Origin of the sequence: Pyxidicoccus trucidator, from assembly GCF_010894435.1 — a bacterium.
Taxonomy (GTDB): domain Bacteria; phylum Myxococcota; class Myxococcia; order Myxococcales; family Myxococcaceae; genus Myxococcus; species Myxococcus trucidator.
This window is the reverse complement of sequence record NZ_JAAIXZ010000004.1, coordinates 49,949-69,030: the sequence shown is the minus strand read 5'-3', so window position 1 is coordinate 69,030 and position 19,082 is coordinate 49,949. Positions and strand designations below refer to the sequence as shown.

Below are 19,082 nucleotides of genomic sequence, written 5' to 3'. Positions count from 1 at the left end.
TGACGGCAACTCGCCCTCCTCGCTCAAGGTCGCCTCATGGCCCCCCGTCTGACTGTTGCAGTCCTGCTGCTGGCCCTGCTCACCGGGTGCGGCACCCCGCGCGTCGTGCGCCTGGACACGGGGCACGGTGCGCCACGGGAGTACAGGCCGCCCACTCCGAGCAGGACCGTGGAGGTGGATGCGGACGCGTTCGAGGAAGCACTGACGCGGCTGGTGCTGAATGCGCCGCTGACGTTTCGCGCCCCCCAGCAAGGTTGGCTGGTGCGCGCCTCCTACCCTGCCAGCGGCGAGGCCCCTGGATGGCGGCGCCTCATGAGCAGGAGCTTCGGCGGCCTCTGCAAGGAGGGCCGGCGCCGGGGTGACTGCCTGTCGCTGCTCGACGATGCCATGGGCATGAGCGAGTGGGACAAGCTGGGGGTGGCCCTGGGCCTGTCTCTCGAGCCCATGAAGGAGAGCATCTCCAAGGCCGTGGAGGACACCCTGGCCCCCCAGCTCTTCTACGCCGTCATCTCGACGGGCCTCATCAGCTGGGCCGTCCTGGCGGCGAACCCCGAGCCTGTCTTCACCAAGGCGGCGGCCATCGTCTCGGCGGTCCTCTTGATCTACCTGGGCGTGGAGACGTTCCTGGAGGTGGTGGAGGCGAGCAGGGAGCTGAAGCGCACCACCGACGTCGCCACCACGCCCCTGGAGTTGGAGCGGGCCGGCCAGCGCTTCGCGAACCGGGTAGGGCCGGAGGTGGCACGCGTCGTCGTCCTCGCGGTGACGGTGGTGATGAGCCAGGGCATGGCCGGAAGCGCCGCGTGGATGGCCTCTCGGCTGTCGATGATGCCGCGCTTCCCGGAGGCGGCGGCGCTGGGGGCCTCACAGGTGGGTATCAACCTGGCCAACGTGGGGCAGGTGAGCGCGGTGGCCGTCATGGGAAGCACCGTCGTCATCTCCCTGCCCGCCACGGCCATCGCCATGGTGGCGCAGGGCATGAAAGGAGGCCAGGCGGCCTCGGCGCCGAGCGGGCAGCTACACCATGTGATTTCCAGGCGGATAGCGGCAAGGCTTGATGAGCATGCCACGCTCCAGGGCCACTACACCGCGAGAGATCCACGTTTCGTCACACGAGCCGCCGACAGGGCAGCCCACAACGGCTATCAGAAGTGGCACCGTGATGTAGATGATGAAGTCATCGGCTGGCTTGATGATTTTGACAACGCAACACCCTTGGAGTTCGAGACGTTCTTGCGACGGATCTACAGCCGCCCCGAGATGCGCGCGAGGTTTCCGCATGGCTTCTGAAGCCCTCTCGAACCCCATGCGCTTCTTCGTCTTGAACAAGTTGCGCGAAGGCGAGCACGACACCGAGTTCAGCAGGACCAGCTCGAATATGGGCCCCGCGCTCCGCTGTCCTCAGTGTGGGAACACCGTCGGAGCGCTGAGCTGGGAGCCCCCCTACCAGGGCGACCTGGAGTTCTACGGCCAGGCCTTCGGGGACCTCCTGAAGGGTCCGAGCGGGCTCCTCATCACCGAGCGCTTCGCCGAGGACTTCAAGGCGGAGGGGCTGACGGGGCTCAGCGGCTTCCATCCCGTCGAGATAAAGTGGGTCCGCCGCAAGGGCCGTGGCTCCAAGCCCGGTCCGCCTCCCGCGTATCTCTACGTCACACTGGCCTATGGCCACGCCGCCCTGGACATGGAGCGCAGCCGCATCCTGAGCAAGAAGCCCATGGTGTGCTCCTGGTGTCGCTACGTCGGCCCCGATGCCATCGACGGCCTCGCCCTGGAGGAAGGCACCTGGAACGGGGAGGACGTGTTCCGGCCGCGCGGCATGTGGGGCGCCGTCCTCGTCTCCGAGCGCTTCAAGCGCTTCGCCGGGAAGCATGCCATGAGCCACATGGCCATGATCCCCATCGAAAACTACATCAAGGACCCGCTAGGCCTCCTGCCGCGGGCCGAGACCTGATTTAGCGGGCGTGTGGACCCTCGATGTGGATTGGCACTCCCAGAATGGCTTCTGACCTTTCCTTGAACCCCACGCGTTTCTTCGTCATGGACAGGCTGCTCGACGGCCCGCACGACACCGAGTTCAGCGGAACAATCACCAATGTCGGCCCCGCGCTGCGCTGTCCACAGTGTGGAGATACCGTCGGAGCGCTGAGCTGGGAGCCCCCCTACCAGGGCGACCTGGAGTTCTACGGTCAGGCCTTCGGAGATCTCCTGGAAGGTCCAAGTGGACTACTGGTCACCGAGCGCTTCGCCGAGGACTTCAAGGCGGAGGGACTGACGGGGCTCAGTGGCTTCCATCCCGTCGAGGTGAAGCGGGTACGCCGCAAACGTCGTGGCCCCAAGCTCGGGCCACTGCCCACGTACCTCTACGTTACCCCCGACTACGGCCACCCGGCCCTGGACACGGAGCGCAGCCGCATCCTGAGCAAGCAGCCCATGGCGTGCTCCTGGTGCCGCTACGTCGGCCCGGATGCCATCGACGGCCTCACCCTGGAAGAAGGCACCTGGAACGGGGAGGACGTATTCCGGCCGCGCGGCATGTGGGGTGTCATCCTCGTCTCCGAGCGCTTCAGGCGCTTCGCCGAGAGACACGCCATGAGCCACATGGCCATGGTTCCCATCGAGAAGTACATCTGGGACCCGCTGCGCATCCTCGGGTCCCCGCCTCAATCGCAGCCGCCGAGCAGCAGTTAGCGCGTCACCTCGCCGCTACCGCCCGTACCCGGCGCTCTTCACGTCGATGAGCTTGCCGTTCTCGAACACCACCACCTGCATCAGGCGGTTGGGGCCGAAGTTGTACGTCCACTCCTCGAACGTCTTCTGCACCACCCGCTTCGCCGATGTGTCCCCGTCCCGAGTCTTCAACTCTTCCGACTCAGAGCGGGTCTCCTTCGCCAGCGGCTCGCCGCACTTCGCGATGACGTCCGACTTCGACGCCCCATCCGCGACGAGCGCCGTGCCACAGCGAAGAGAGGCCGCCTGCACGGCCGAGGGAAGCCACAACAACGGAAGGACCAGGAGCCACCGAGCAGACCGCATCAGACGTCCTCGCTGAGAAGCGTGAGCACCACCGTCACGACTCTACTTCGTTCCGACGATGGCCGGGATGACGCAGGCGTCGAACAGCGACTTGCGAGCCTCCGCCCCCAGCGACGCGAGCGCCTCCTGGTTCTGCTGCGCCACCTGGAAGGAGGCCCAGGCGAGCGTCATCGACTCGTCCAGTGCCGGGATTCGCAGCTCATGGCCATCGCAGGCCAGCGTGCGCTCCGCCTGCGTATGGACCTTCTTCTCCGGTGTGCCCGGCCCCGGCCCTGGCCCCGGGTCCGGCTCCGAACAGGCAACCCCGCTCAACCCCAGCAGCGCCGCGGCCAGGGCTCGCGCATCTCGTGCTCGAATCACCGAATCACCATCCCGCTCACTCCGTCCTGCCGGCCGCAGGGACGGCTGCAAGTCTGTGGCCCCGGGCACGGAGGAAGTCAAGCGCGGCCAGCTCCTTCATCTCCTCCTCCATCAGCCGCTTCCAGTCCCGGCTGTCAGGCGCGAGCGGAAGCACCTCCACCCTCAGGGCGGGATTCCCTTCCGGCCAGCGTGACTTCAGGCTGCTTCGCAGCAGGCAGGGGTGCCGCGAGAGTCCGCCCGCCTCCACCCGCGCCTCCGGCCCCTCCGGGAACGCGCAGTCCGCCGTCTCACTGACGACGAAGCGGACCCACGGGTTGCCGGTGAGCTCGTCCCACTCGACGACGAGCTCCGCGGGCCGCTTGCGCCGCAGCGACTGCTCCGCCGCCTGGACGAAGGTGGGGTCCTTCTGCGCCAGCTCCCGGGCCAGGACCTTCTTGAAGAGGTTCACCTTGATGTGGGCCTCGTGCTCGGCGTCACGCGGAGCAATCCGCGTCCCGTCGTTCAGCCGCAGGCCCGTTGACCCGTTCTTGAAGCGGGCCAGCGCGGCTTCACGCAGCGCGCTGTCGGCATCGGGGGCCGGGGCGCGCTCCGGCATGGCCGCGGGCCGGGGCGAAACACCCACCACCGGCTCCGGAGCGTCCCCTCGACTCGCGGCCACCGCGACGATTGCGGCGACCCCGAGCAACCCCACCAGCCCCCAGCGCGCTGCGTGTCCGTTCATGGCAGGCTCACTCCGAACAGCGTCTGCGCGAGGATTCGCTCCTGGAGCTCGCGGGACAGCGCCGCCGCCAGCTCCGCCCTCACGTCGGGCTGTTGAATCAGGTTCGCCAGCAGCTGTGTATGGAAGGGCGAGCTCGTCCCATTCACCTGCACGGCGGAGATGTCGAACCGGGTCAGCTCGATTTCCATCATGAAGAGGTCCAGCTTCGCCTCGAAGACGGCCTGGTATTTCATGACGATGGGCAGGCCCAGCTCGGGGATGAAGACCTGCACCTCGCCATCCAGGTTGGGCGAGGCGGTCGCCACCGCGGCCAGCACCCCGGCCCCCTGCGACAGCACGTCGAAGGTCCCCGTGCGCAGCTTGCCCTGCACGACGGAGTTCTGGAACGTGACGAATATCCCTCCGCCCAGGGAGTACTGACCGTCCAGCGGCCCTTCCACGAAGAGCTCGGTCTGCTCCAGCAGGTCCTTCATCCACTGCTCCGGACGCACCGTCACCGGCGGGAGCGTGCTGGTGAAGGTGCTCTCCGGCAGCAGCAGCGTGAGGGGGACGCTCGAGTACTGATAGCCGTCCGGCACCTGGTAGATGGTCCCCACGAAGCCCTGGAGCACCAGGCCACCACGGGCCAGCTGCCGGAAGATACCCACCTGCGCCTCCGTCAGCCGCAGCCGGAAATACAGCGCGAAGGGCGTGCTGATGCCACCGTCGGGCGTCAGCTGCGCCGCCACCGACCCCAGCGCCGAGGGAAGGAAGACGCGCACCTGGTCGATGAACATCGGCAGCGGGAAGAAGAGCGCGTGGGGGTCCTCCGTGCGGATGCCGACGACGTTCGCGGCGGCATGCGCGTAGCTGGGCGTGAATACCACCCGCAAGTCATACTGCGGCCTGCCATCCGGCCCCAGCCCTGCGGCCGACAGGTACGCGGCGGGCGGCGTCTGCCGCTCGGCCTTCAGGTAGGCGCTGGGAAGCAGGAAGTAGGTGCTCGGCTCGTTCGTGTTGAAGCCGACGATTTTGCCGTCCTCGTTGTGGATGGGGCTGACGGGAGCGACCTGGACCTGCGCGACGGCGCTCGTGGCCAGCACCAGTCCGGCCAGCAGCAGCATGCGCGGGGCCTGGAAGCCCAGGCTTCGGTGAAGGGGGTTTCGACTCATGGGAGTGCGCTCGGGGAGGGAGTGAGGACCACGCGCCTAGAGGGGGATGGTCTGCGTCGTGCCGGGGAACTCGTACTGCCCCGTCGGAGCGGTCGCGCGCAGCTGCACCTCGAGCGAGACCTGGTCCCAGTCGAACAGCGTCTGCAGCGCGCTCGTCAGGAACGCCTGCCGCACCTCGGCGGGCTGCTGCACCAGCGGCGACACCGCGCCGAGCAGGCCCAGCTCGAAGGCCGCCAGCTCGGTGTTCCTGGAGACGCCCACCCCCACGCCCCCACCCACCAGCGAGGAGTGGAGCGACGCCCAGGGCAGCGGCGCACCGGAGGCGGTGCTCAGCTCCAACCCGAAGACATGCTGGACCAGCGTGCCCGCCGCTGCCTCCGCCTCCAGCTGCCGCACCATGTCCGCCGTCTCGTTGCGGAGCTTGAAGGTGAAGGTGCAGATGGCGCTTCGCTGCGTGCCCTGAACCGTCACGCCCTTCGCCATCAACATCTGCTGGACGAAGCGCATCTCCGTCCTGAGCTTGAGGACGCACTCGTTCTGCGAAACCACCTGGTAGAACAGGGCCTGCTTGCCCTCCCAGCTCGGGTGCACCGTGCCCGGGTTCGCCGGGAGCTGCACGTCCCGGAGGAGCCGGTCGACCTGCAGGTAGGTGGTGTCCGCCGGGAAGCGCTTCACCACCGTCTTCGTCTTCGGGTAGACCCAGACGATTCCCTGCTGCCCGGCCGCGGTCGACTCGAAATACACCGCATCTTCGGTATTGACGACACGGCCCGCGGGCGCGGCTCCGCTCGCCGAACCTACCGTCACAACCAGTGCCACTGCGCCCCAGAAACTCATTGATTGCCTCGAGAGGATGGACAGCAAAGGGTGGGTCGAAAGCCCCGGGGGCAGCTCACGCCGCTGCCCCCGGGGCGAACGTCGAACGCGCGTTGCCTACTGCCAGTACAGGCCGCAGTCCCCGCCGAGGTGCCGGATGACGTCCCGCTCAGGCGTAATCTTCACGCAGCCGATGGACACCGGGAACGTGGTGTAGCCCACGTTGACGGCGTTGGGGCTGGTGAACGTGCGGGTGAAGTTGACGCTCTTGTGCTGGCTCTCGAACTTGGCGCTGACCCGGAAGCCGACAGAGGGCGTGCCCGTGGTCACCGGCGCGAGCTGCGGCGTCATGGGGGCCAGCATCTGCTCGGAGATGCTCTGGACGAACCGCTCGATGGACTGGAACACCGCGGTCTGCTGCGCGGCGTTGTTCGGGTCGATGGTCGGCGTGGTGACCACGTTGCCGAACTGGTCCCGGTACTCCACCCAGATGCCGCAGTCGGTGGGCGGACGGCCGACGCACAGGCCCTCGCGGCGCCAGAAAGTCTCCAGCTCCGCCTTCCACAGGAAGCCCTTGGCACCGGCGTACGCGTGGAAGTTCTGGAACAGCTTCTCGTACTTCACGGTGACGGTGGCGGTGAAGGCCGTGCCCGCCTCCAGGAACTCCGCCTCCACGTTCATCTGCAGCGCGTTGCCCTGACGGAGCAGCGTCTCGAAGACGATGGAGCCGTTGCGCGACAGGAGCGCGGTGATGGCCAGGTTCTCCCCGAGCGCGGGCCCCTTCTGCGAGTACTCGATTTCACGGTAGATGGTGCCGCTGCACTCCTCGACCATCTCACCCGTCACCGGGTCCTCGAAGGTCTCGCAGAACTCCTCGCCCGTATCCAGGTTGATGCCGGGCGTCAGGGGGATGATCTTCGTCTTGCGGAACGGCCACTGTACGGGCACCTTGCCGGCGGCCCGGATGGCGTTGAACAGCTTCGTCTTGTCCGAGCCGAACACGCCGTACTCCATCTGCGCGTTCAGGATGCCCTCGCCGTTGGAGAGCACGGCGTAGCCAATCAGCGGCATGCCGTTCATCGTCGCCGTGCGGCCTCCCTTGGGGGCGTAATACACAGTGCTGGTGTTGGCATTGTCATACGCCAGCGTGAAGGTGCTCAGGAGCGAAGGGTCCTGGATGACGGTGACAGGGGCCTTCGTCGGGGAGATGGGATACGCGGCCGCCACACCGCTACACAGCGAGCCGGCGAGGGCCATGCCCAGACACGAATTCAGGAACAGCTTCTTCATTTCATTCCACCTCTTCGTACAGCGGGTCGTGTACAGAGGGCAGATCACTCCCGTGCCTCCCCGCTCGAGAGCAGGCAGACCCGTCCATGGCGTTCCGGCCCCTCAGACGGCGGGGACCGGGCTACGGCACTGCGAACGCACACGCGTGACCGGGCCGGCCTCGGCCAGCCTGGTCAGCCTGGGTGATGACGTGATGGAACCCCCTCATGCATCCAAGCCAGAAAGCGCGGCGATGCCTGCCTTGGATGGTCGGGAATCCTACGGATGGCAACTGCGACTGCAAGTGCAGTTCGGGAAAACCCGACATCGCTGGACAGTTTTCCACCAACGCTAGATTTCAGGGCTCTTGGGGTATGTGATTTGCGAATTTGTCATTGCGAGCCCCAATCCCAACCATGAAATAGATAAGGGATTCCCGCAGGAGAGACCGCCAACTCGTGGCGCGCATGAGGGGAAACCACCAGACGCGGCGCGCCATTTGTCGCCACACAGCTGCAACAACATCCGGGCAGCAGCTCCGGGCTCCGGCGCGGGGCGGCCAGGCGGGGGCCGCCCCGAGCGGAGGCTCAGGCGTACGGGTTGTAGAACTTCGCGAACGTGGCCCGGGCGAAGTCGCCGAAGGTCATCCCCGGCTGGAACGCGCCCACGCGCTGCTCCTGCCCGTCCGTCCCCGCCGGCGCCCGCAGGTGCGCGTCGTTGTCCGGCTGCATGAACACCGCGAACGTGGAGCGAGAGATGTTCCGGCTCGCCGGGTGTGCCAGCGCCTGCACCGCGTGCGGCGTCGCCCGCAGCAGCCCGCCCGTCACAATCTGCGAGCTCTCGCCAATCTGGAACGCGAGGCAGTCCTTCGGGATGACCACCTTCTTCTCCTGGCCCGTCCGGGTGCGCACGTACAGGCCCGCCTCCGGGTCCGGCACCGGGAGGTCCGCCCGCGCCGGCTCGCGCGCGCCGGGCTCCGCCTCGAAGTACATCGCCGGGCAGAGCGCCGTCAGCGAGCCGTGGTCGCTGTGCCAGCCACACCACGAGTCCCGCGTGCGCGGCGTCGCGTCCTCGTTGATGGCGAAGTAATAGAGGAGCCGGGCCTTGCACGCGCGTGACTCGCGAATCGTCCGGGCCAGCTGCGCGTCCGGCGTCAGCCGCTCCCCCAGCCGCGAGCGCACGTACCTGTCGCACTGCTCCGCGACGAGCACGCCCACGTCCACCATCCGCTGCCCCAGCGTCATGAAGGCGGGGCGCAGCTCCGGGAAGTCCGCGTCCGGCCAGACGTTCGGGTGGTAGTTCTCCGGGTACTTCTCCACCAGCGACGCGTCCGCCTGGGGCACGTCGTACTGGGGGTTGTTGTAGTACGAGCCCTTGAACTCATCGAACTGGCCGGGCTTGAGCAGCTCCTTCCCGTGGCTCCAGCCAAACGAGTAACTGCTCCGCGGGTGGACGTACCGGTCCTTCACCTCGTTGGGGAGCGCCGCGAAGCGGAACCCCAGCGGCAGCAGGCCGCTGCGCAGCTCCACCAGCCCCGGTATCCCCTTCACCACCAGCAGGCCGATGCCGTCGTGCCCGTACGCACGCTCGATGGCGGCCGACAGGTCCACCCCCGCCGCGAGCTTCGCGTAGTCGAGGAGGACCACTCCGTCTTTCGTCTCAGCCACTTCGCTGCTCATCCCGGTTGCCTCTGTCCCCTCACGGCGTCACACCCTGGAGACCCCCCAATACTGCCCGGTTTCCGAGTGTGCCCGCCACCTACGTGTGCCGCCACGCCCGGAGGCCGTGCTTCCTCCCCTGCTCGCTCCCCTCGCCGGGTGCGTCCTGATTCCACCCGCCGGCCGTACCGGCACGCCCCGCCCAACGGGGTAATCCCACACAGCGGACAGCCAGGAATCCGCGCCGGGCGCGTATCCCTCTCACAAGGAGAGGCTGTCATGAGCACCGCCAACGCCGACCCGATTGCGCAGCTCAAGAGCGAAGTCGAGGCGCGCTGCCCCGTCAGCGACAACCTCGCCAACGCCACGCCCGTCCACCTCAGCATGAAGCTCAGTGAGTAGTCGCCGGCACCGCGCGCGGGACGAGGAACAGCAGCCGGCCCTGCTGCTTCATCATCCCCGCGGACAGCTCCGCCTCCGGGCCGGGGCCCCAGTAGACATCCACCCGGCCCGCGCCACGGATGGCGCCGCCCGTGTCCTGGTTGAGCATGAAGCGCGTCAGCGGCCTCCACTGCACCGTGCCGTCCGCCAGCTTCACCGGACGCTCCGTCTGGATGAAGGCCAGCCCGCCCTTCGGGAACAGCCGCGCATCCGTGGCGATGGAGCGGCCCGGGGTCACCGGCCTCCCCAACGAGCCCTCCGAGGCGCCCGCCAGGAAGCGGAAGAAGACATAGGACTCGTTGAAGTCGAGCACCCGGCTGCACTGCGCCGGGTTCGCCGCCAGCCACGAGCGCAGCGCCTGCATCGACATGGCCTCGCGGGGGATGACGCCTTCCTGGATGAGCAGCGAGCCGATGCTCCGGTAGGGCCTGCCATTCGACGCCGCGTAGCCGATGCGGCGCTGGCTCCCGTCGGGCAGCCGCAGCGTGCCGCTCCCCTGCACCTCCGTGAAGAAGAGCGCCACGGGGTCCTTCGCCCACGCCAGCTCCAGCCCCCGCCCCTGCAGCCTCCCGCCGCGAATCTCGTTGCGCGTCCAGTAGGGCACCACCTTCTTCCCGTCGAGCCGCCCGAAGACGCGCTCCGCCGCGAAGCGCTCCGCGAACGCCTCCAGCGGCACCTCCACCAAATCCTCCGGGAGCCCGTGGATGGGCACCGTGTACTCGTCCGTCCGCGTGAGGCTCGCGTCGAGCGAGGGCTCGTAGTAGCCGGTGAACAGCACCTGCCCGTCCTCGCCTCCGGCGGCCTCCATCGGCTCGAAGTCCTCGAGCACCCGCGCCGACAGCTCCTCGGGAGTCATGCCGTCGCGGAGGCGCGAGTGCAGGCGCTCCAGCGCGGCCCGCAGCACGGCGGCGGTGACTTCGCGCCGGCCGTAGACGAAGCGCTGGTCCGCCGGCCTCGCCCGCAGCCACACCACGCTCTGCGCGATGGCGGCCCGCAGCGCCGCGGGCTCGCCGTCGTCCCGCAGCTCCAGCGAGCGGGAGACGGGAACGAGCGCCTCCTCGGGCTTCGTGATGGGGGCGCGGGTGGAGCGCGGACAGGCCGTGACGAGGAGGGCACAGGCCAGCAGGAGGAGTCGGGCGTACGGCGTGGACATGGCCCGCTGTACCTACCTCACCTGCCGCGCCGGTCGAAGCCCTCCCGCCATGCTCGCCTCGGGCCGGCCACGGCTGGGGGCGTCACCGGCAGGTGCCTCGGACGGCGGCTCGCCTGCCCTTCCACCCATCAGGGGAGACCCTCACCCCTCACGGGCACCAGCCCCATCTTTCCCTGGCGTGGCCCGCGCCCGCAAAGGCGGGCGGGCCCGCACACCCTGGGAGGAGGAGCACGCAATGAAAGCAAAGACGCTGGCACGGGGACTGGGCTGGTTCAGCATCGCGGTGGGCTTGTCGGAGCTGATTGCACCTCAGGCGCTCGCCCGCTTCCTGGGTATGGAGAAGCACACCCGGGTGCTGCGGACCTTCGGGTTGCGGGAAATCGCCGTGGGCGTGGGCTTCCTGCTGTGGCCCTCGCGCGCTGCCCCGCTAGCCTGGTCGCGCGTGGGCGGAGACTTCATGGACCTGGCCGGCCTGGGCAGTGCCCTCAAGGGCAGTCCGCGGAAGGGCCACGTGGGACTCGCGCTCGGCTCCGTGCTCGCGTCCACGGCGATGGATGCCTTCTGCGCGCGGCGCCTCGGTACCCGTCCCACCTGAGCCCTCGCCGCTTCACCCAGCGTCCGGGGGCGGGGAGCGGGACTGGAAAGAAGATTGATCACCAGGACGGCGGCCAGCGTCCTATGCCCCTGCCTTCGCCCCGCCTCCGATGATGACGCGACCCAGACTCCTTCTCCTCGCGCTTGCCCTTGGCATTTCCGCCTCCCCAGCGCTCGCAGCCCGACAGGCCCTTGCCGACGACGCACGGCCTGAGACGCCCACGGACGCCACCCCACCGCTCGTGCCGCCCACCCTGCGCGAGGACGCTCCCGCACGCGTGCCGGACGGCTTCGCCTTCACCGTGCCCGTGGTGGTGGAGCTGGAGCTCACCGTCAGCGAGGCCGGCGACGTCACCGAAGCCACCCTCGTCATCGGGGACGCGCCTCCCGAGCTGGCCACGGCCGCCCTGGACGCCGCCCGCCGCCTGCGCTTCCACCCCGCGACTTCCGGAGGCACGCCCGTCGCGGTGCGCCTGCCCTACTCCTACCGCTTCGAGCCTCCCGCCGCGCCCGGCCCTCGCGCGCTGCTCACCGGCCGCGTGCGGCAGAAGGGCACCCGCAAGCCGATTGCAGGCGCCACCGTGCGCGCGGGCGAGGCCACCGCGGAGACAGACGCCCAGGGCCGCTTCCGCCTCGAGCTGCCCCCCGGCACCTCGGAGCTGAAGGTCACCGCGCCGGGCCACCAGCTGCTGTTCCTCAAGGAGACGCTGGAGGAGCGCCAGCAACTGGAGGTGCTCTACGCGCTGGCGCCGCTGTCGGTGAACCCCTACGAGACGGTGGTGCGCGGCGACCGGCCCCGCACCGAGGTCTCCCGCATCACCCTCCATGAGCAGGAGCTGCGCGAGGTGCCCGGCACCATGGGCGACCCGTTCCGCGTCGTCATGCTGATGCCCGGCGTGACGACGCTGGCCTCGGGCCTCTCCTACCCCGTGGTGCGCGGCGTGCAGCCCTCCGCGAGCGCCTTCTTCGTGGACGGCGTGCGCGTGCCCTTCCTCTACCACCTGCTCGTGGGCAACGCCGTCGTCCATCCAGACTTCATCGACACGCTCGACTTCCAGGTGGGAGTGCCCTCGGCCCGCTACGGCAGCCTGCTCGGCGGCGCGGTGGACGCGCACGTGAGCCGGCCTCGCGAGGACGGCGTGCGCGGCAGCGCGTACGTGGACCTCATCAACAGCGGCGTCTTCCTGGAGGTGCCGCTTCCGGACTCGGGCACCACCATCACCGCCGCGGCCCGCATCAGCTACACCGGGCTCGTCGTCACGCGCGTGGCCAACAGCGTCAACGGCCCCTCCTCCTATACAGCCTCCGACGGAACGACCTACACGGACCCGGGCGAGCCCAAGCTCTACGCCGACTACTGGGACTATCAGGCCCGCGTGGAGCAGCGCGTGGGCGAGGGCCGGGTGCGGCTGCTCGCGCTGGGCACGTCGGACGCGGTGGGCCTGTCCGCGCGCATCCCCGAGCAGGATGCCGGCGGCGTGGCGCTGCTCTTCCACCGCCTGGACTTGCGCGGCCGGCACCCCTTCGCCGGGGGCGAGGCGGAGGTGGGACTGACGCTCGGGTATGACCGGCTCGGCCTGCACTTCGCCTCCGGGGCCGACAACCCCGGCACCTATGAGCTGCGGCAGGGCGGCGTGACGCTGCGCACGGGCTACACGCGCGAGCTGTCCTCCGCGCTGACGCTGGAGGTCTTCGGCCAGCTCGAGCGCCGGAGCGCGGACGTGGTGGCCACCGGCGTCCTCCGTCCCGTGGGCCCCGTCGACGGCAGGGATGCCTTCAGCCGGCCGGGCATCCTCGCCACCTTCGCGGGCGTGGGCGCGCAGCTCACCCTGAGGCCCGCCGCGCGCTGGACGCTGGTGCCGGGCCTGCGCCTGGACAGCTACCACGGCTTCGGGCTCGACACGCACGTCGCGGTGGAGCCCCGGCTCGCGGTGCGGCACCTGCTCACCGACGCGCTCACCCTCAAGGCCGGCACGGGCCTCTACCACCAGCCCGCGACGGTGCTGCTGCCGGTGCCCGCGGGGGAGATGCTCGCGCTGGAGCGGGGCCTGCAACGCGCGGTGCAGCTCTCCGCGGGCGCGGAGTGGCGGCCGGACCCGGAGCTGGAGGTCTCCGCCGAGGCCTACTTCAACCGGCTGTCGCGCACGCTGGAGTTCAACTTCGAGGACGTGGTGAGCAACGTGCGCCGCCGCGGCCTGGAGGCCGAGGACGTCGAGGGCCGTGGCTACTCCTACGGCGTGGAGCTGATGGTGCGCCGGCCGCTCGGGCGCCGCTGGTTCGGCTGGCTCACCTATGGCTTCAACCAGAGCCGTCGCTTCGAGCGCTACTCTCGGCTGGGGCCCCAGGGCGAGGAATTGGAGCAGGCGGAGGGCTACCTGCCCTATGTCTTCGAGCAGGCGCACTCGGTCAACGCCGCGCTCAGCTACCGCTTCGCCTTCGCCACGGTGGGCGCGGTGGCGCACTTCAACACCGGCCGGCCGGAGAGCGGCCAGTTCGGCTACCGCACCCGCCGCCCGGGCAACGACGCCGAGGGCAACGAGGAGTGGATGCCCGTGGACCGCGAGTCGGTGGACCGGCTGCCCGCCTTCTTCCGCCTCGACGTGCGCGCCTCGCACAGCTGGGTGTTCGACCGCTTCGTGCTCGACGCGTACCTGGACGTCTTCAACATCACCGCGCGCAGCGAGGTCGTCTCCTACGAGTACGGCTACGAGGCGCCTCCCGGCCAGCCCGTGGGGCTGAAGAAGTCGAAAATCGGCCTGCCCGTGATTCTGCCCACCCTCGGCGTGAAGGGGACCTTCTGACCATGCGCCTTCACCGACTGCTTCCGCTCTGCGTGGCCCTGGGGGGCTGCGCGCTGGAGCCCGATGACCCCATCTACCTGTCCGGCACCGTGCTGCAGGCCGACGGAAGCCCCTGGCGCGGAGGGCCGCTCTCGCTGCTGCGCCCGCGCAAGGTGGACTTCCGCCTCAACGAGTTCGGGAGCGAGGTCTTCTCCACCCGGTACGAGCCGTGGGCCGGGGTGACGCCGGACGCGGAGGGGCTCTTCCTCCACCGGCTCAACGCACGCGACGTGGGCGCGGACGGCCTGGACCACCCGCACCCGTGGACGGACGTCACCGCCTTCCAGCTCCACCTGCCGCGCGAGGATGGCGGGAAGGACTTTCTCTCGTTCCAGGCCACGCTGGACGCGGACCTGCCGCCCCTGCGCCCCTGGGAGAGCCACGCGCGCACCGTGGACGAGGCGGGCGGCGTCCGGCTGGACTGGGAGCCGGTGGTCCCCACGGCGGACATTCCGGAGCCGGAGTACTTCGTGCTGCTTCAAGGCCAGGACGGGGTGGCCTGGAAGGTCCTCGCGGGCAGCGATGCGCCCTGGCTGACGCCGGAATTGGCGGAGGACTTCACCACCCAGGCCCGAGTGCAGGCCGTGTCGAAGGGCGCCCGCGTCTGGTTCAAGAACACGCTGTATTACAACGCCGTCTCCGAGTCGCCTCCGGTGCCGCTGCCCTTCGCCGGCCAGGTGCCCGCCAGCCGTGGCGCGGGCTGCGCGTTGAAGTCAGGCCCGCTCGAGCCGTGCCCCTTCACCGATGGCCGGCTCACGCTTGCCCGGGTGGGCACCCGTAAGGAGAGCCTGCCCGAGGAGCTCTTCATCCTGCTGAAGGAGCCCGTGCGGCCCCGGCGGGTCATCCTGCGGGGACTCGACAGCCTTGGCGATGTGCTCCACGTGGAGGGCTCCGTGGACGGAACGACCTGGCTGCCGCTGGGAGACAGCGCGCCGTTCCCCCCCTTCGGCACCTCCGTGCCCGCCCCCTACGTCGACGACCCGGCCGAGCAGGCCGCGGAGGAGCTGTACCTGGACGTGGCGCTCGCGGCGGAGGCGCCCGCGGTGAGTCGCCTCCGGCTGTGGCTGACGGCCAGGTATTCGGACGGGAGCACGGGCGTCGGCCAGTTCTCGCGCCTGCGAGAGGTGTCCGTCTTCGGCGAGCCCGCCATCGACTGAGGCCCACGCTCGCGGGCGTGGGCCCGCGAGCGCGCCGCGTCCGGAGGCCTCAGAGGAAGTAGTCGGGGAGCAGCTCCGCGCCCGGCTCCTGGTACTTGGAGAAGTCCGTCACGCCCTCGGCGCGAAGTACCTCCTCGTCGATGCAGAAGTTGCCGGTGAACTCGCGGCTCGGCTTCGTGAGGATGGCATAGGCCGCGTCGGCCATGATTTCAGGGAAGCGGCTGCCGCGCATCGTCTCCTCGCCGCCCAGCAGGTTCTGCACGGCCGCGGTGGCGATGACGGTGCGAGGCCAGATGGCGTTGACGGCGATGCCGTCCGACTTGAGCTCCTCCGCCATGCCGAGCACGCACATGCTCATCCCGAACTTGGCCATGGTGTACGCGACGTGGGGCGCGAACCAGCGCGCCTCCATGTTGAGCGGCGGCGAGTTGTTGAGGATGTGCGGGTTGCTGGACTTCTTCAGATGGGGGATGCACGCCTGCGAGCACGCGAAGGTGCCGCGCGTGTTGATGCCGTGCATGAGGTCGTACCGCTTCATCGGCGTCTCGAGCGTGCCCGTCAGGCTGATGGCGCTGGCGTTGTTCACCAGGATGTCGATGCCGCCGAACGTCTCCACCGCCTTCGCCACCGCGGCGGCAATCTGCTGCTCGTCGCGGATGTCCACCATGCAGGGCAGCGCCCTGCCGCCGGCCTTCTCGATTTCCTCGGCGGCCGTGTAGATGGTGCCGGGCAGCTTCGGATGCGGCTCGGTCGTCTTGGCGGCGATGACGATGTTGGCGCCATCCCGGGCGGCCCGGAGCGCGATGGCCTTGCCGATTCCCCGGCTGGCGCCAGTGATGAAGAGCGTCTTTCCCTTGAGCGTAGGCATGAGGGTTTCCTAGCGCCGCGGCGGCGCCGGGTCCAGTGCCGGGGCCGCTCACCGTCGCTTCGTGCGCTCCAGTTCGTCCACCAGCAGCTCCGACACCTTGCGCACCCGGGGAATGTCCAGCGCCGACTTCGCGCACACCAGGTGCAGTTGGCCCTTCGAGTACGGCCCCAGGTCGAGGTCCAGCGGCACCAGTCCCCTGTCCCGGCTGAAGCGATGGGTGAGGTTCGCCATCACCATGGCCCCGACGCCCGCCTCCGCCGCCGCCAGCATCACCAGGTAGTTGTCCGCGGTGAAGACGGGTGAGAAGCCCGGGATGAGGGACTCCAGCTGCGGGTTGGGCGTCACCGCCTCGAACGGCGGCGCCCACGCCACCCACGGCACCTGCTGGAGCGTCGGCTTCTTCGGCAGCTTCGCCTTGAGGGACTTCGCGACGAAGACGGCGTTGTGCGTCTCCAGCGTGTAGACGAGCTTCAGGTCCGCGTTCGTCGGCGGCTTCGAGCGCAGGGCGAGGTCCGCCTCGCCGCGCGCCAGGTCCAGGTACTGAATCGCCGACAGCACCTCCAGCCGCAGCCCCGGGTGCTTCTGGGCGACAAACGCGCCGAAGGGCGCCAGGAAGTCGAAGCTCGCGTACGGGCTCGCCGTCACCCGCACCAGGCCGCGCGGCGAGTTGTCCGCTGACTCCGCCACCCGGTGCAGCTCGCCCGCCCACTCCGCCATCTTCTTCGCCGGCAGCACCAGCCGCTCCCCCGCCGCCGTCAGCGCCGCGCCGTCCACGCTCCGCCGGAACAGCGTGGCCCCCACCGCGTACTCCAGCGCCGCCAGCCGCCGGCTCACCGTGGGCTGGCCGATGCGTAGCTGCCGCGCCGCGCCGCTGAAGCTGCCCGTCTCCGCGATGGACAGGAACAACCGCGCGTCATCCCAGGAGATATCCATGAATGCATGACCCCATGCCTTCTTCGCCGTTTTCCATGCATTCTGACATCGCTACCTTCCGGGTGTCTCGAAGCAACGGAGCCAAGCCCCATGCGCCCCAGGAACCTCGCCCTCTCCCTCGCCGCCGTCCTCGCCGGCTCCCTCGCCATCGCCGGAGTCGCGGGCTTCGCCGCCAGTTCGCACGACACCCAGAAGTCCGCGCTCGGCGAGGCCCGCCCGACGACGGACCTGGTCGCCCTGCTGGGCCAGCCCGGCCCCGTGGAATTGGAGACGGTGAACTCCGCCGACTGGGCGGTGGAGCGCGGCGGCCTCGTCAACCTGAAGCACCCCACCGCGAAGTCCGCGGGGCTCCAGGACGGGGACGAGCCCGTGCAGGTCTTCTTCCACGCCCTCCGCCACCCGCAGCGGGGGCTGTTCATCGTCGACACCGGCGTGGAGACGGCCCTGCGCGACGCGCCCGAGAAGTCGGCGCTGAGCGGGCTCGTCCGGAGCGCCATGCACATGGAGAAGCTGAAGGTGCACGCGCCGCTCGGCGAGTGGCTGGCGAAGCAGCCCCAGCCCCTGGCGGGCGTCTTCCTCACGCACCTGCACCTGGACCACGTCATGGGCATGGCCGACGTGCCCCGCGGCACGCCCGTGTACTCCGGCCCGGGAGAGACATCGGCCCGCGCCGTCTTCCATGCCGCCGTGCAGGGCAGCACCGACCGCGCGCTGGAGGGCAAGCCCGCGCTGTCCGAGTGGACCTACGCCGCCGAGGCCAACGGCCTCTTCGACGGCGCGGTCGACATCTTCGGAGACGGCTCGGTGTTTGCGCTCTGGGTGCCCGGCCACACGCCCGGCAGCACCGCGTACCTGGTGCGCTCCACCAAGGGCCCGGTGCTGCTGGTGGGTGACGCCAGCCACACGCGCTGGGGCTGGGAGCACGACGTGGAGCCCGGCACCTTCACCTTGGACGGCCCGCGCGGCGCGGAGAGCTTCAAGAAGCTGCGCGCCTTCGCCTCCGCGCACCCGAGCGTCGAGGTGCGGATGGGACACCAGCACTGAGGCGCGCGGGCGGGGCGCCTGAAGTCGGGGAACGTGGGGACCGGGCTGATTCCGTGCGCATCCGGAAAATCAGCGGGACGCGTAGCCAGCTTTTTTCAGGCCTACGTATCCAAAACGGAATCACTCGACTCCCCTTCGCGTGCGCAGCCGCGCGCGCCGCCTGCTTCAGGCGCTTTCAGCGAGGACACTCATCATGCAGATGCGGAACTGGCTTGTCTCGACCGTGCTCGGCTTCAGCCTCGTGGGAGGCGCCGGGTGCGCTCCCGCTCCCGAGCAGGAGCTCCCGACTCCCGCCCCCACCCCCGAGGCGACGCGCCCCGAGCCCCAGCCCCAGCAGGAGCAGGAGGACGAGGGAAGGACCGTCACGGCCATGGCCGTGTCGACCATCACCTGGGCGGACATGGAGCGGACGACCACGCGCTATCTCGCCCAGTGCGTCACCGGCTACTACAACCACTTCTGCAGCCAGTGCGCATACGACGGCATTTACTACTCGGAGTACATCAGCAGCGGCTGTACCTCGCCGAGCGACACGCAGCACATGTGCTACACGTGTGACAAGCAGGTCGTCCCGTACACGGCCCGCGTCGAGCTGCCGGACGGGGACATCATCAACGTCACCATCGAGCACGGCGTCACGGCGTCGGATGGCGTCGAGTTCCGGCTTGAGTCCGGCCCGGACGTGACCTGGTGGAAGCAGGTCACCATCATCGGCGGTGGCGAGACGTGGCGCGTGTGGAACCAGGACGGCAGCTCGTGGTGCGACTGGCCCTACCCGTCGACCAACAACTGCAACACCAACTCGCAGTGGGCCAGCATCGTCACCAGCCCCGGCACGCGCTTCGTCTTCAGCAAGGCGAAGGGCATCTTCGCGACCCACGAGGACAAGTACGCGCTCTACGGCCTCTCCGAGCGGCTCACCGGCGGTGACCGGGTGACCTTCCGCTGGGTGCAGGACTGACAGACGACTTCGGGGCCTGCTCTCGACGCATACGCGAAGAAGCGGGCCCCGGGTGCCTTCACTCCGGAGGCAGCGACGTCCGCTAA

At 69.3% G+C, this 19,082-nt stretch carries 19 protein-coding genes; 9 read left to right on the top strand and 10 right to left on the bottom strand.

The genetic code is table 11. From position 1 onward, the window contains the following. Nucleotides 1-36: 36 nt before the first annotated feature. From sitA5 to G4D85_RS49385, 3 genes are read left to right on the top strand one after another with little or no spacing between them, the layout of a single operon-like run. Nucleotides 37-1,287 carry a SitA5 family polymorphic toxin gene (sitA5, locus tag G4D85_RS13650; RefSeq protein WP_205525539.1) on the top strand — a complete coding sequence of 417 codons (1,251 nt, stop codon included), beginning with the start codon at nucleotides 37-39 and terminating at the stop codon, nucleotides 1,285-1,287. After that, nucleotides 1,277-1,948, top strand: a complete 672-nt coding sequence (locus G4D85_RS49390; protein ID WP_240359253.1) for a double-CXXCG motif protein — start codon at nucleotides 1,277-1,279, stop codon at nucleotides 1,946-1,948. Before sitA5 ends, G4D85_RS49390 begins: the two co-directional genes overlap by 11 nt. Before the next feature lie 44 nt (nucleotides 1,949-1,992). After that, complete coding sequence (locus G4D85_RS49385; RefSeq protein ID WP_240359252.1) at nucleotides 1,993-2,685, top strand: hypothetical protein; 693 nt, start codon at nucleotides 1,993-1,995, stop codon at nucleotides 2,683-2,685. A 15-nt stretch (nucleotides 2,686-2,700) separates the two neighbouring features. Here the strand turns inward: G4D85_RS49385 and G4D85_RS13635 are convergent, their stop codons facing one another. The 7 genes from G4D85_RS13635 to G4D85_RS13605 form a co-directional block, all read right to left on the bottom strand. After that, the gene (locus G4D85_RS13635; RefSeq protein WP_164011931.1) at nucleotides 2,701-3,030 is read right to left on the bottom strand and encodes a DUF2845 domain-containing protein; all 330 of its coding nucleotides are present in this window, start codon (nucleotides 3,028-3,030) and stop codon (nucleotides 2,701-2,703) included. Nucleotides 3,031-3,072: 42 nt separating this feature from the next. Beyond that, entirely contained in the window at nucleotides 3,073-3,390 is a 318-nt protein-coding gene (locus G4D85_RS13630) for a hypothetical protein (RefSeq protein WP_164011929.1), read from the bottom strand. A 16-nt stretch (nucleotides 3,391-3,406) separates the two neighbouring features. Then, nucleotides 3,407-4,111: a hypothetical protein gene (locus tag G4D85_RS13625; RefSeq protein ID WP_164011927.1), complete on the bottom strand. Its 705-nt coding sequence runs from the start codon at nucleotides 4,109-4,111 to the stop codon at nucleotides 3,407-3,409. Next, the gene (locus G4D85_RS13620; protein WP_164011925.1) at nucleotides 4,108-5,262 is read right to left on the bottom strand and encodes a hypothetical protein; all 1,155 of its coding nucleotides are present in this window, start codon (nucleotides 5,260-5,262) and stop codon (nucleotides 4,108-4,110) included. Before G4D85_RS13620 ends, G4D85_RS13625 begins: the two co-directional genes overlap by 4 nt. A gap of 36 nt (nucleotides 5,263-5,298) precedes the next feature. Continuing rightward, the gene (locus G4D85_RS13615; protein WP_164011923.1) at nucleotides 5,299-6,006 is read right to left on the bottom strand and encodes a hypothetical protein; all 708 of its coding nucleotides are present in this window, start codon (nucleotides 6,004-6,006) and stop codon (nucleotides 5,299-5,301) included. 189 nt (nucleotides 6,007-6,195) lie between these two features. Further along, nucleotides 6,196-7,368 carry a hypothetical protein gene (locus G4D85_RS13610; protein WP_164011921.1) on the bottom strand — a complete coding sequence of 391 codons (1,173 nt, stop codon included), beginning with the start codon at nucleotides 7,366-7,368 and terminating at the stop codon, nucleotides 6,196-6,198. A 566-nt stretch (nucleotides 7,369-7,934) separates the two neighbouring features. Further along, entirely contained in the window at nucleotides 7,935-9,014 is a 1,080-nt protein-coding gene (locus tag G4D85_RS13605) for a 2-oxoglutarate and iron-dependent oxygenase domain-containing protein (RefSeq protein ID WP_240359251.1), read from the bottom strand. 270 nt (nucleotides 9,015-9,284) lie between these two features. Here G4D85_RS13605 and G4D85_RS50275 point away from each other — a divergent pair, with 270 nt between their 5' ends. Continuing rightward, entirely contained in the window at nucleotides 9,285-9,407 is a 123-nt protein-coding gene (locus tag G4D85_RS50275) for a hypothetical protein (protein ID WP_275900287.1), read from the top strand. Here G4D85_RS50275 and mltA read toward each other — a convergent pair. Then, nucleotides 9,397-10,599, bottom strand: coding sequence for a murein transglycosylase A (mltA, locus tag G4D85_RS13595; RefSeq protein ID WP_164011917.1), 1,203 nt, complete (start codon nucleotides 10,597-10,599; stop codon nucleotides 9,397-9,399). The two genes, G4D85_RS50275 and mltA, sit on opposite strands and share 11 nt — an antisense overlap. A 235-nt stretch (nucleotides 10,600-10,834) precedes the next feature. Between mltA and G4D85_RS13590 the strand changes: the two genes are divergently transcribed. The 3 genes from G4D85_RS13590 to G4D85_RS13580 all read left to right on the top strand — a co-directional run bounded on the left by G4D85_RS13590 (nucleotide 10,835) and on the right by G4D85_RS13580 (nucleotide 15,190). Beyond that, nucleotides 10,835-11,194 (top strand): hypothetical protein, encoded by a 360-nt coding sequence (locus G4D85_RS13590; RefSeq protein WP_164011916.1) that lies wholly within the window; start codon nucleotides 10,835-10,837, stop codon nucleotides 11,192-11,194. 241 nt (nucleotides 11,195-11,435) lie between these two features. Continuing rightward, nucleotides 11,436-13,994 carry a TonB-dependent receptor domain-containing protein gene (locus G4D85_RS13585; RefSeq protein WP_240359250.1) on the top strand — a complete coding sequence of 853 codons (2,559 nt, stop codon included), beginning with the start codon at nucleotides 11,436-11,438 and terminating at the stop codon, nucleotides 13,992-13,994. Nucleotides 13,995-13,996: 2 nt separating this feature from the next. After that, the gene (locus tag G4D85_RS13580; protein ID WP_164011915.1) at nucleotides 13,997-15,190 is read left to right on the top strand and encodes a hypothetical protein; all 1,194 of its coding nucleotides are present in this window, start codon (nucleotides 13,997-13,999) and stop codon (nucleotides 15,188-15,190) included. A 49-nt stretch (nucleotides 15,191-15,239) separates the two neighbouring features. Here the strand turns inward: G4D85_RS13580 and G4D85_RS13575 are convergent, their stop codons facing one another. After that, nucleotides 15,240-16,058: an SDR family oxidoreductase gene (locus G4D85_RS13575; RefSeq protein ID WP_164011914.1), complete on the bottom strand. Its 819-nt coding sequence runs from the start codon at nucleotides 16,056-16,058 to the stop codon at nucleotides 15,240-15,242. A gap of 48 nt (nucleotides 16,059-16,106) precedes the next feature. Further along, nucleotides 16,107-16,991 (bottom strand): LysR family transcriptional regulator, encoded by an 885-nt coding sequence (locus tag G4D85_RS13570; protein WP_164011913.1) that lies wholly within the window; start codon nucleotides 16,989-16,991, stop codon nucleotides 16,107-16,109. Nucleotides 16,992-17,081: 90 nt separating this feature from the next. On the opposite strand from G4D85_RS13570, the gene G4D85_RS13565 reads away from it, so the two are divergent. Then, nucleotides 17,082-18,035, top strand: a complete 954-nt coding sequence (locus tag G4D85_RS13565) for an MBL fold metallo-hydrolase (RefSeq protein WP_164011912.1) — start codon at nucleotides 17,082-17,084, stop codon at nucleotides 18,033-18,035. A gap of 193 nt (nucleotides 18,036-18,228) precedes the next feature. Further along, nucleotides 18,229-18,996 (top strand): hypothetical protein, encoded by a 768-nt coding sequence (locus G4D85_RS13560; RefSeq protein ID WP_164011911.1) that lies wholly within the window; start codon nucleotides 18,229-18,231, stop codon nucleotides 18,994-18,996. Nucleotides 18,997-19,082: the final 86 nt, after the last annotated feature.

What these genes read in the sequence shown, in the direction of transcription:
- sitA5 (WP_205525539.1), top strand. Translation starts at nt 37, where the DNA reads ATGGCCCCCCGTCTGACTGTTGCAGTCCTGCTGCTGGCCCTGCTCACC.
- G4D85_RS49390 (WP_240359253.1), top strand. Translation starts at nt 1,277, where the DNA reads ATGGCTTCTGAAGCCCTCTCGAACCCCATGCGCTTCTTCGTCTTGAAC.
- G4D85_RS49385 (WP_240359252.1), top strand. Translation starts at nt 1,993, where the DNA reads ATGGCTTCTGACCTTTCCTTGAACCCCACGCGTTTCTTCGTCATGGAC.
- G4D85_RS13635 (WP_164011931.1), bottom strand. Translation starts at nt 3,030, where the DNA reads ATGCGGTCTGCTCGGTGGCTCCTGGTCCTTCCGTTGTTGTGGCTTCCC.
- G4D85_RS13625 (WP_164011927.1), bottom strand. Translation starts at nt 4,111, where the DNA reads ATGAACGGACACGCAGCGCGCTGGGGGCTGGTGGGGTTGCTCGGGGTC.
- G4D85_RS13620 (WP_164011925.1), bottom strand. Translation starts at nt 5,262, where the DNA reads ATGAGTCGAAACCCCCTTCACCGAAGCCTGGGCTTCCAGGCCCCGCGC.
- G4D85_RS13610 (WP_164011921.1), bottom strand. Translation starts at nt 7,368, where the DNA reads ATGAAGAAGCTGTTCCTGAATTCGTGTCTGGGCATGGCCCTCGCCGGC.
- G4D85_RS50275 (WP_275900287.1), top strand. Translation starts at nt 9,285, where the DNA reads ATGAGCACCGCCAACGCCGACCCGATTGCGCAGCTCAAGAGCGAAGTC.
- mltA (WP_164011917.1), bottom strand. Translation starts at nt 10,599, where the DNA reads ATGTCCACGCCGTACGCCCGACTCCTCCTGCTGGCCTGTGCCCTCCTC.
- G4D85_RS13590 (WP_164011916.1), top strand. Translation starts at nt 10,835, where the DNA reads ATGAAAGCAAAGACGCTGGCACGGGGACTGGGCTGGTTCAGCATCGCG.
- G4D85_RS13580 (WP_164011915.1), top strand. Translation starts at nt 13,997, where the DNA reads ATGCGCCTTCACCGACTGCTTCCGCTCTGCGTGGCCCTGGGGGGCTGC.
- G4D85_RS13575 (WP_164011914.1), bottom strand. Translation starts at nt 16,058, where the DNA reads ATGCCTACGCTCAAGGGAAAGACGCTCTTCATCACTGGCGCCAGCCGG.
- G4D85_RS13570 (WP_164011913.1), bottom strand. Translation starts at nt 16,991, where the DNA reads ATGGATATCTCCTGGGATGACGCGCGGTTGTTCCTGTCCATCGCGGAG.
- G4D85_RS13565 (WP_164011912.1), top strand. Translation starts at nt 17,082, where the DNA reads ATGCGCCCCAGGAACCTCGCCCTCTCCCTCGCCGCCGTCCTCGCCGGC.
- G4D85_RS13560 (WP_164011911.1), top strand. Translation starts at nt 18,229, where the DNA reads ATGCAGATGCGGAACTGGCTTGTCTCGACCGTGCTCGGCTTCAGCCTC.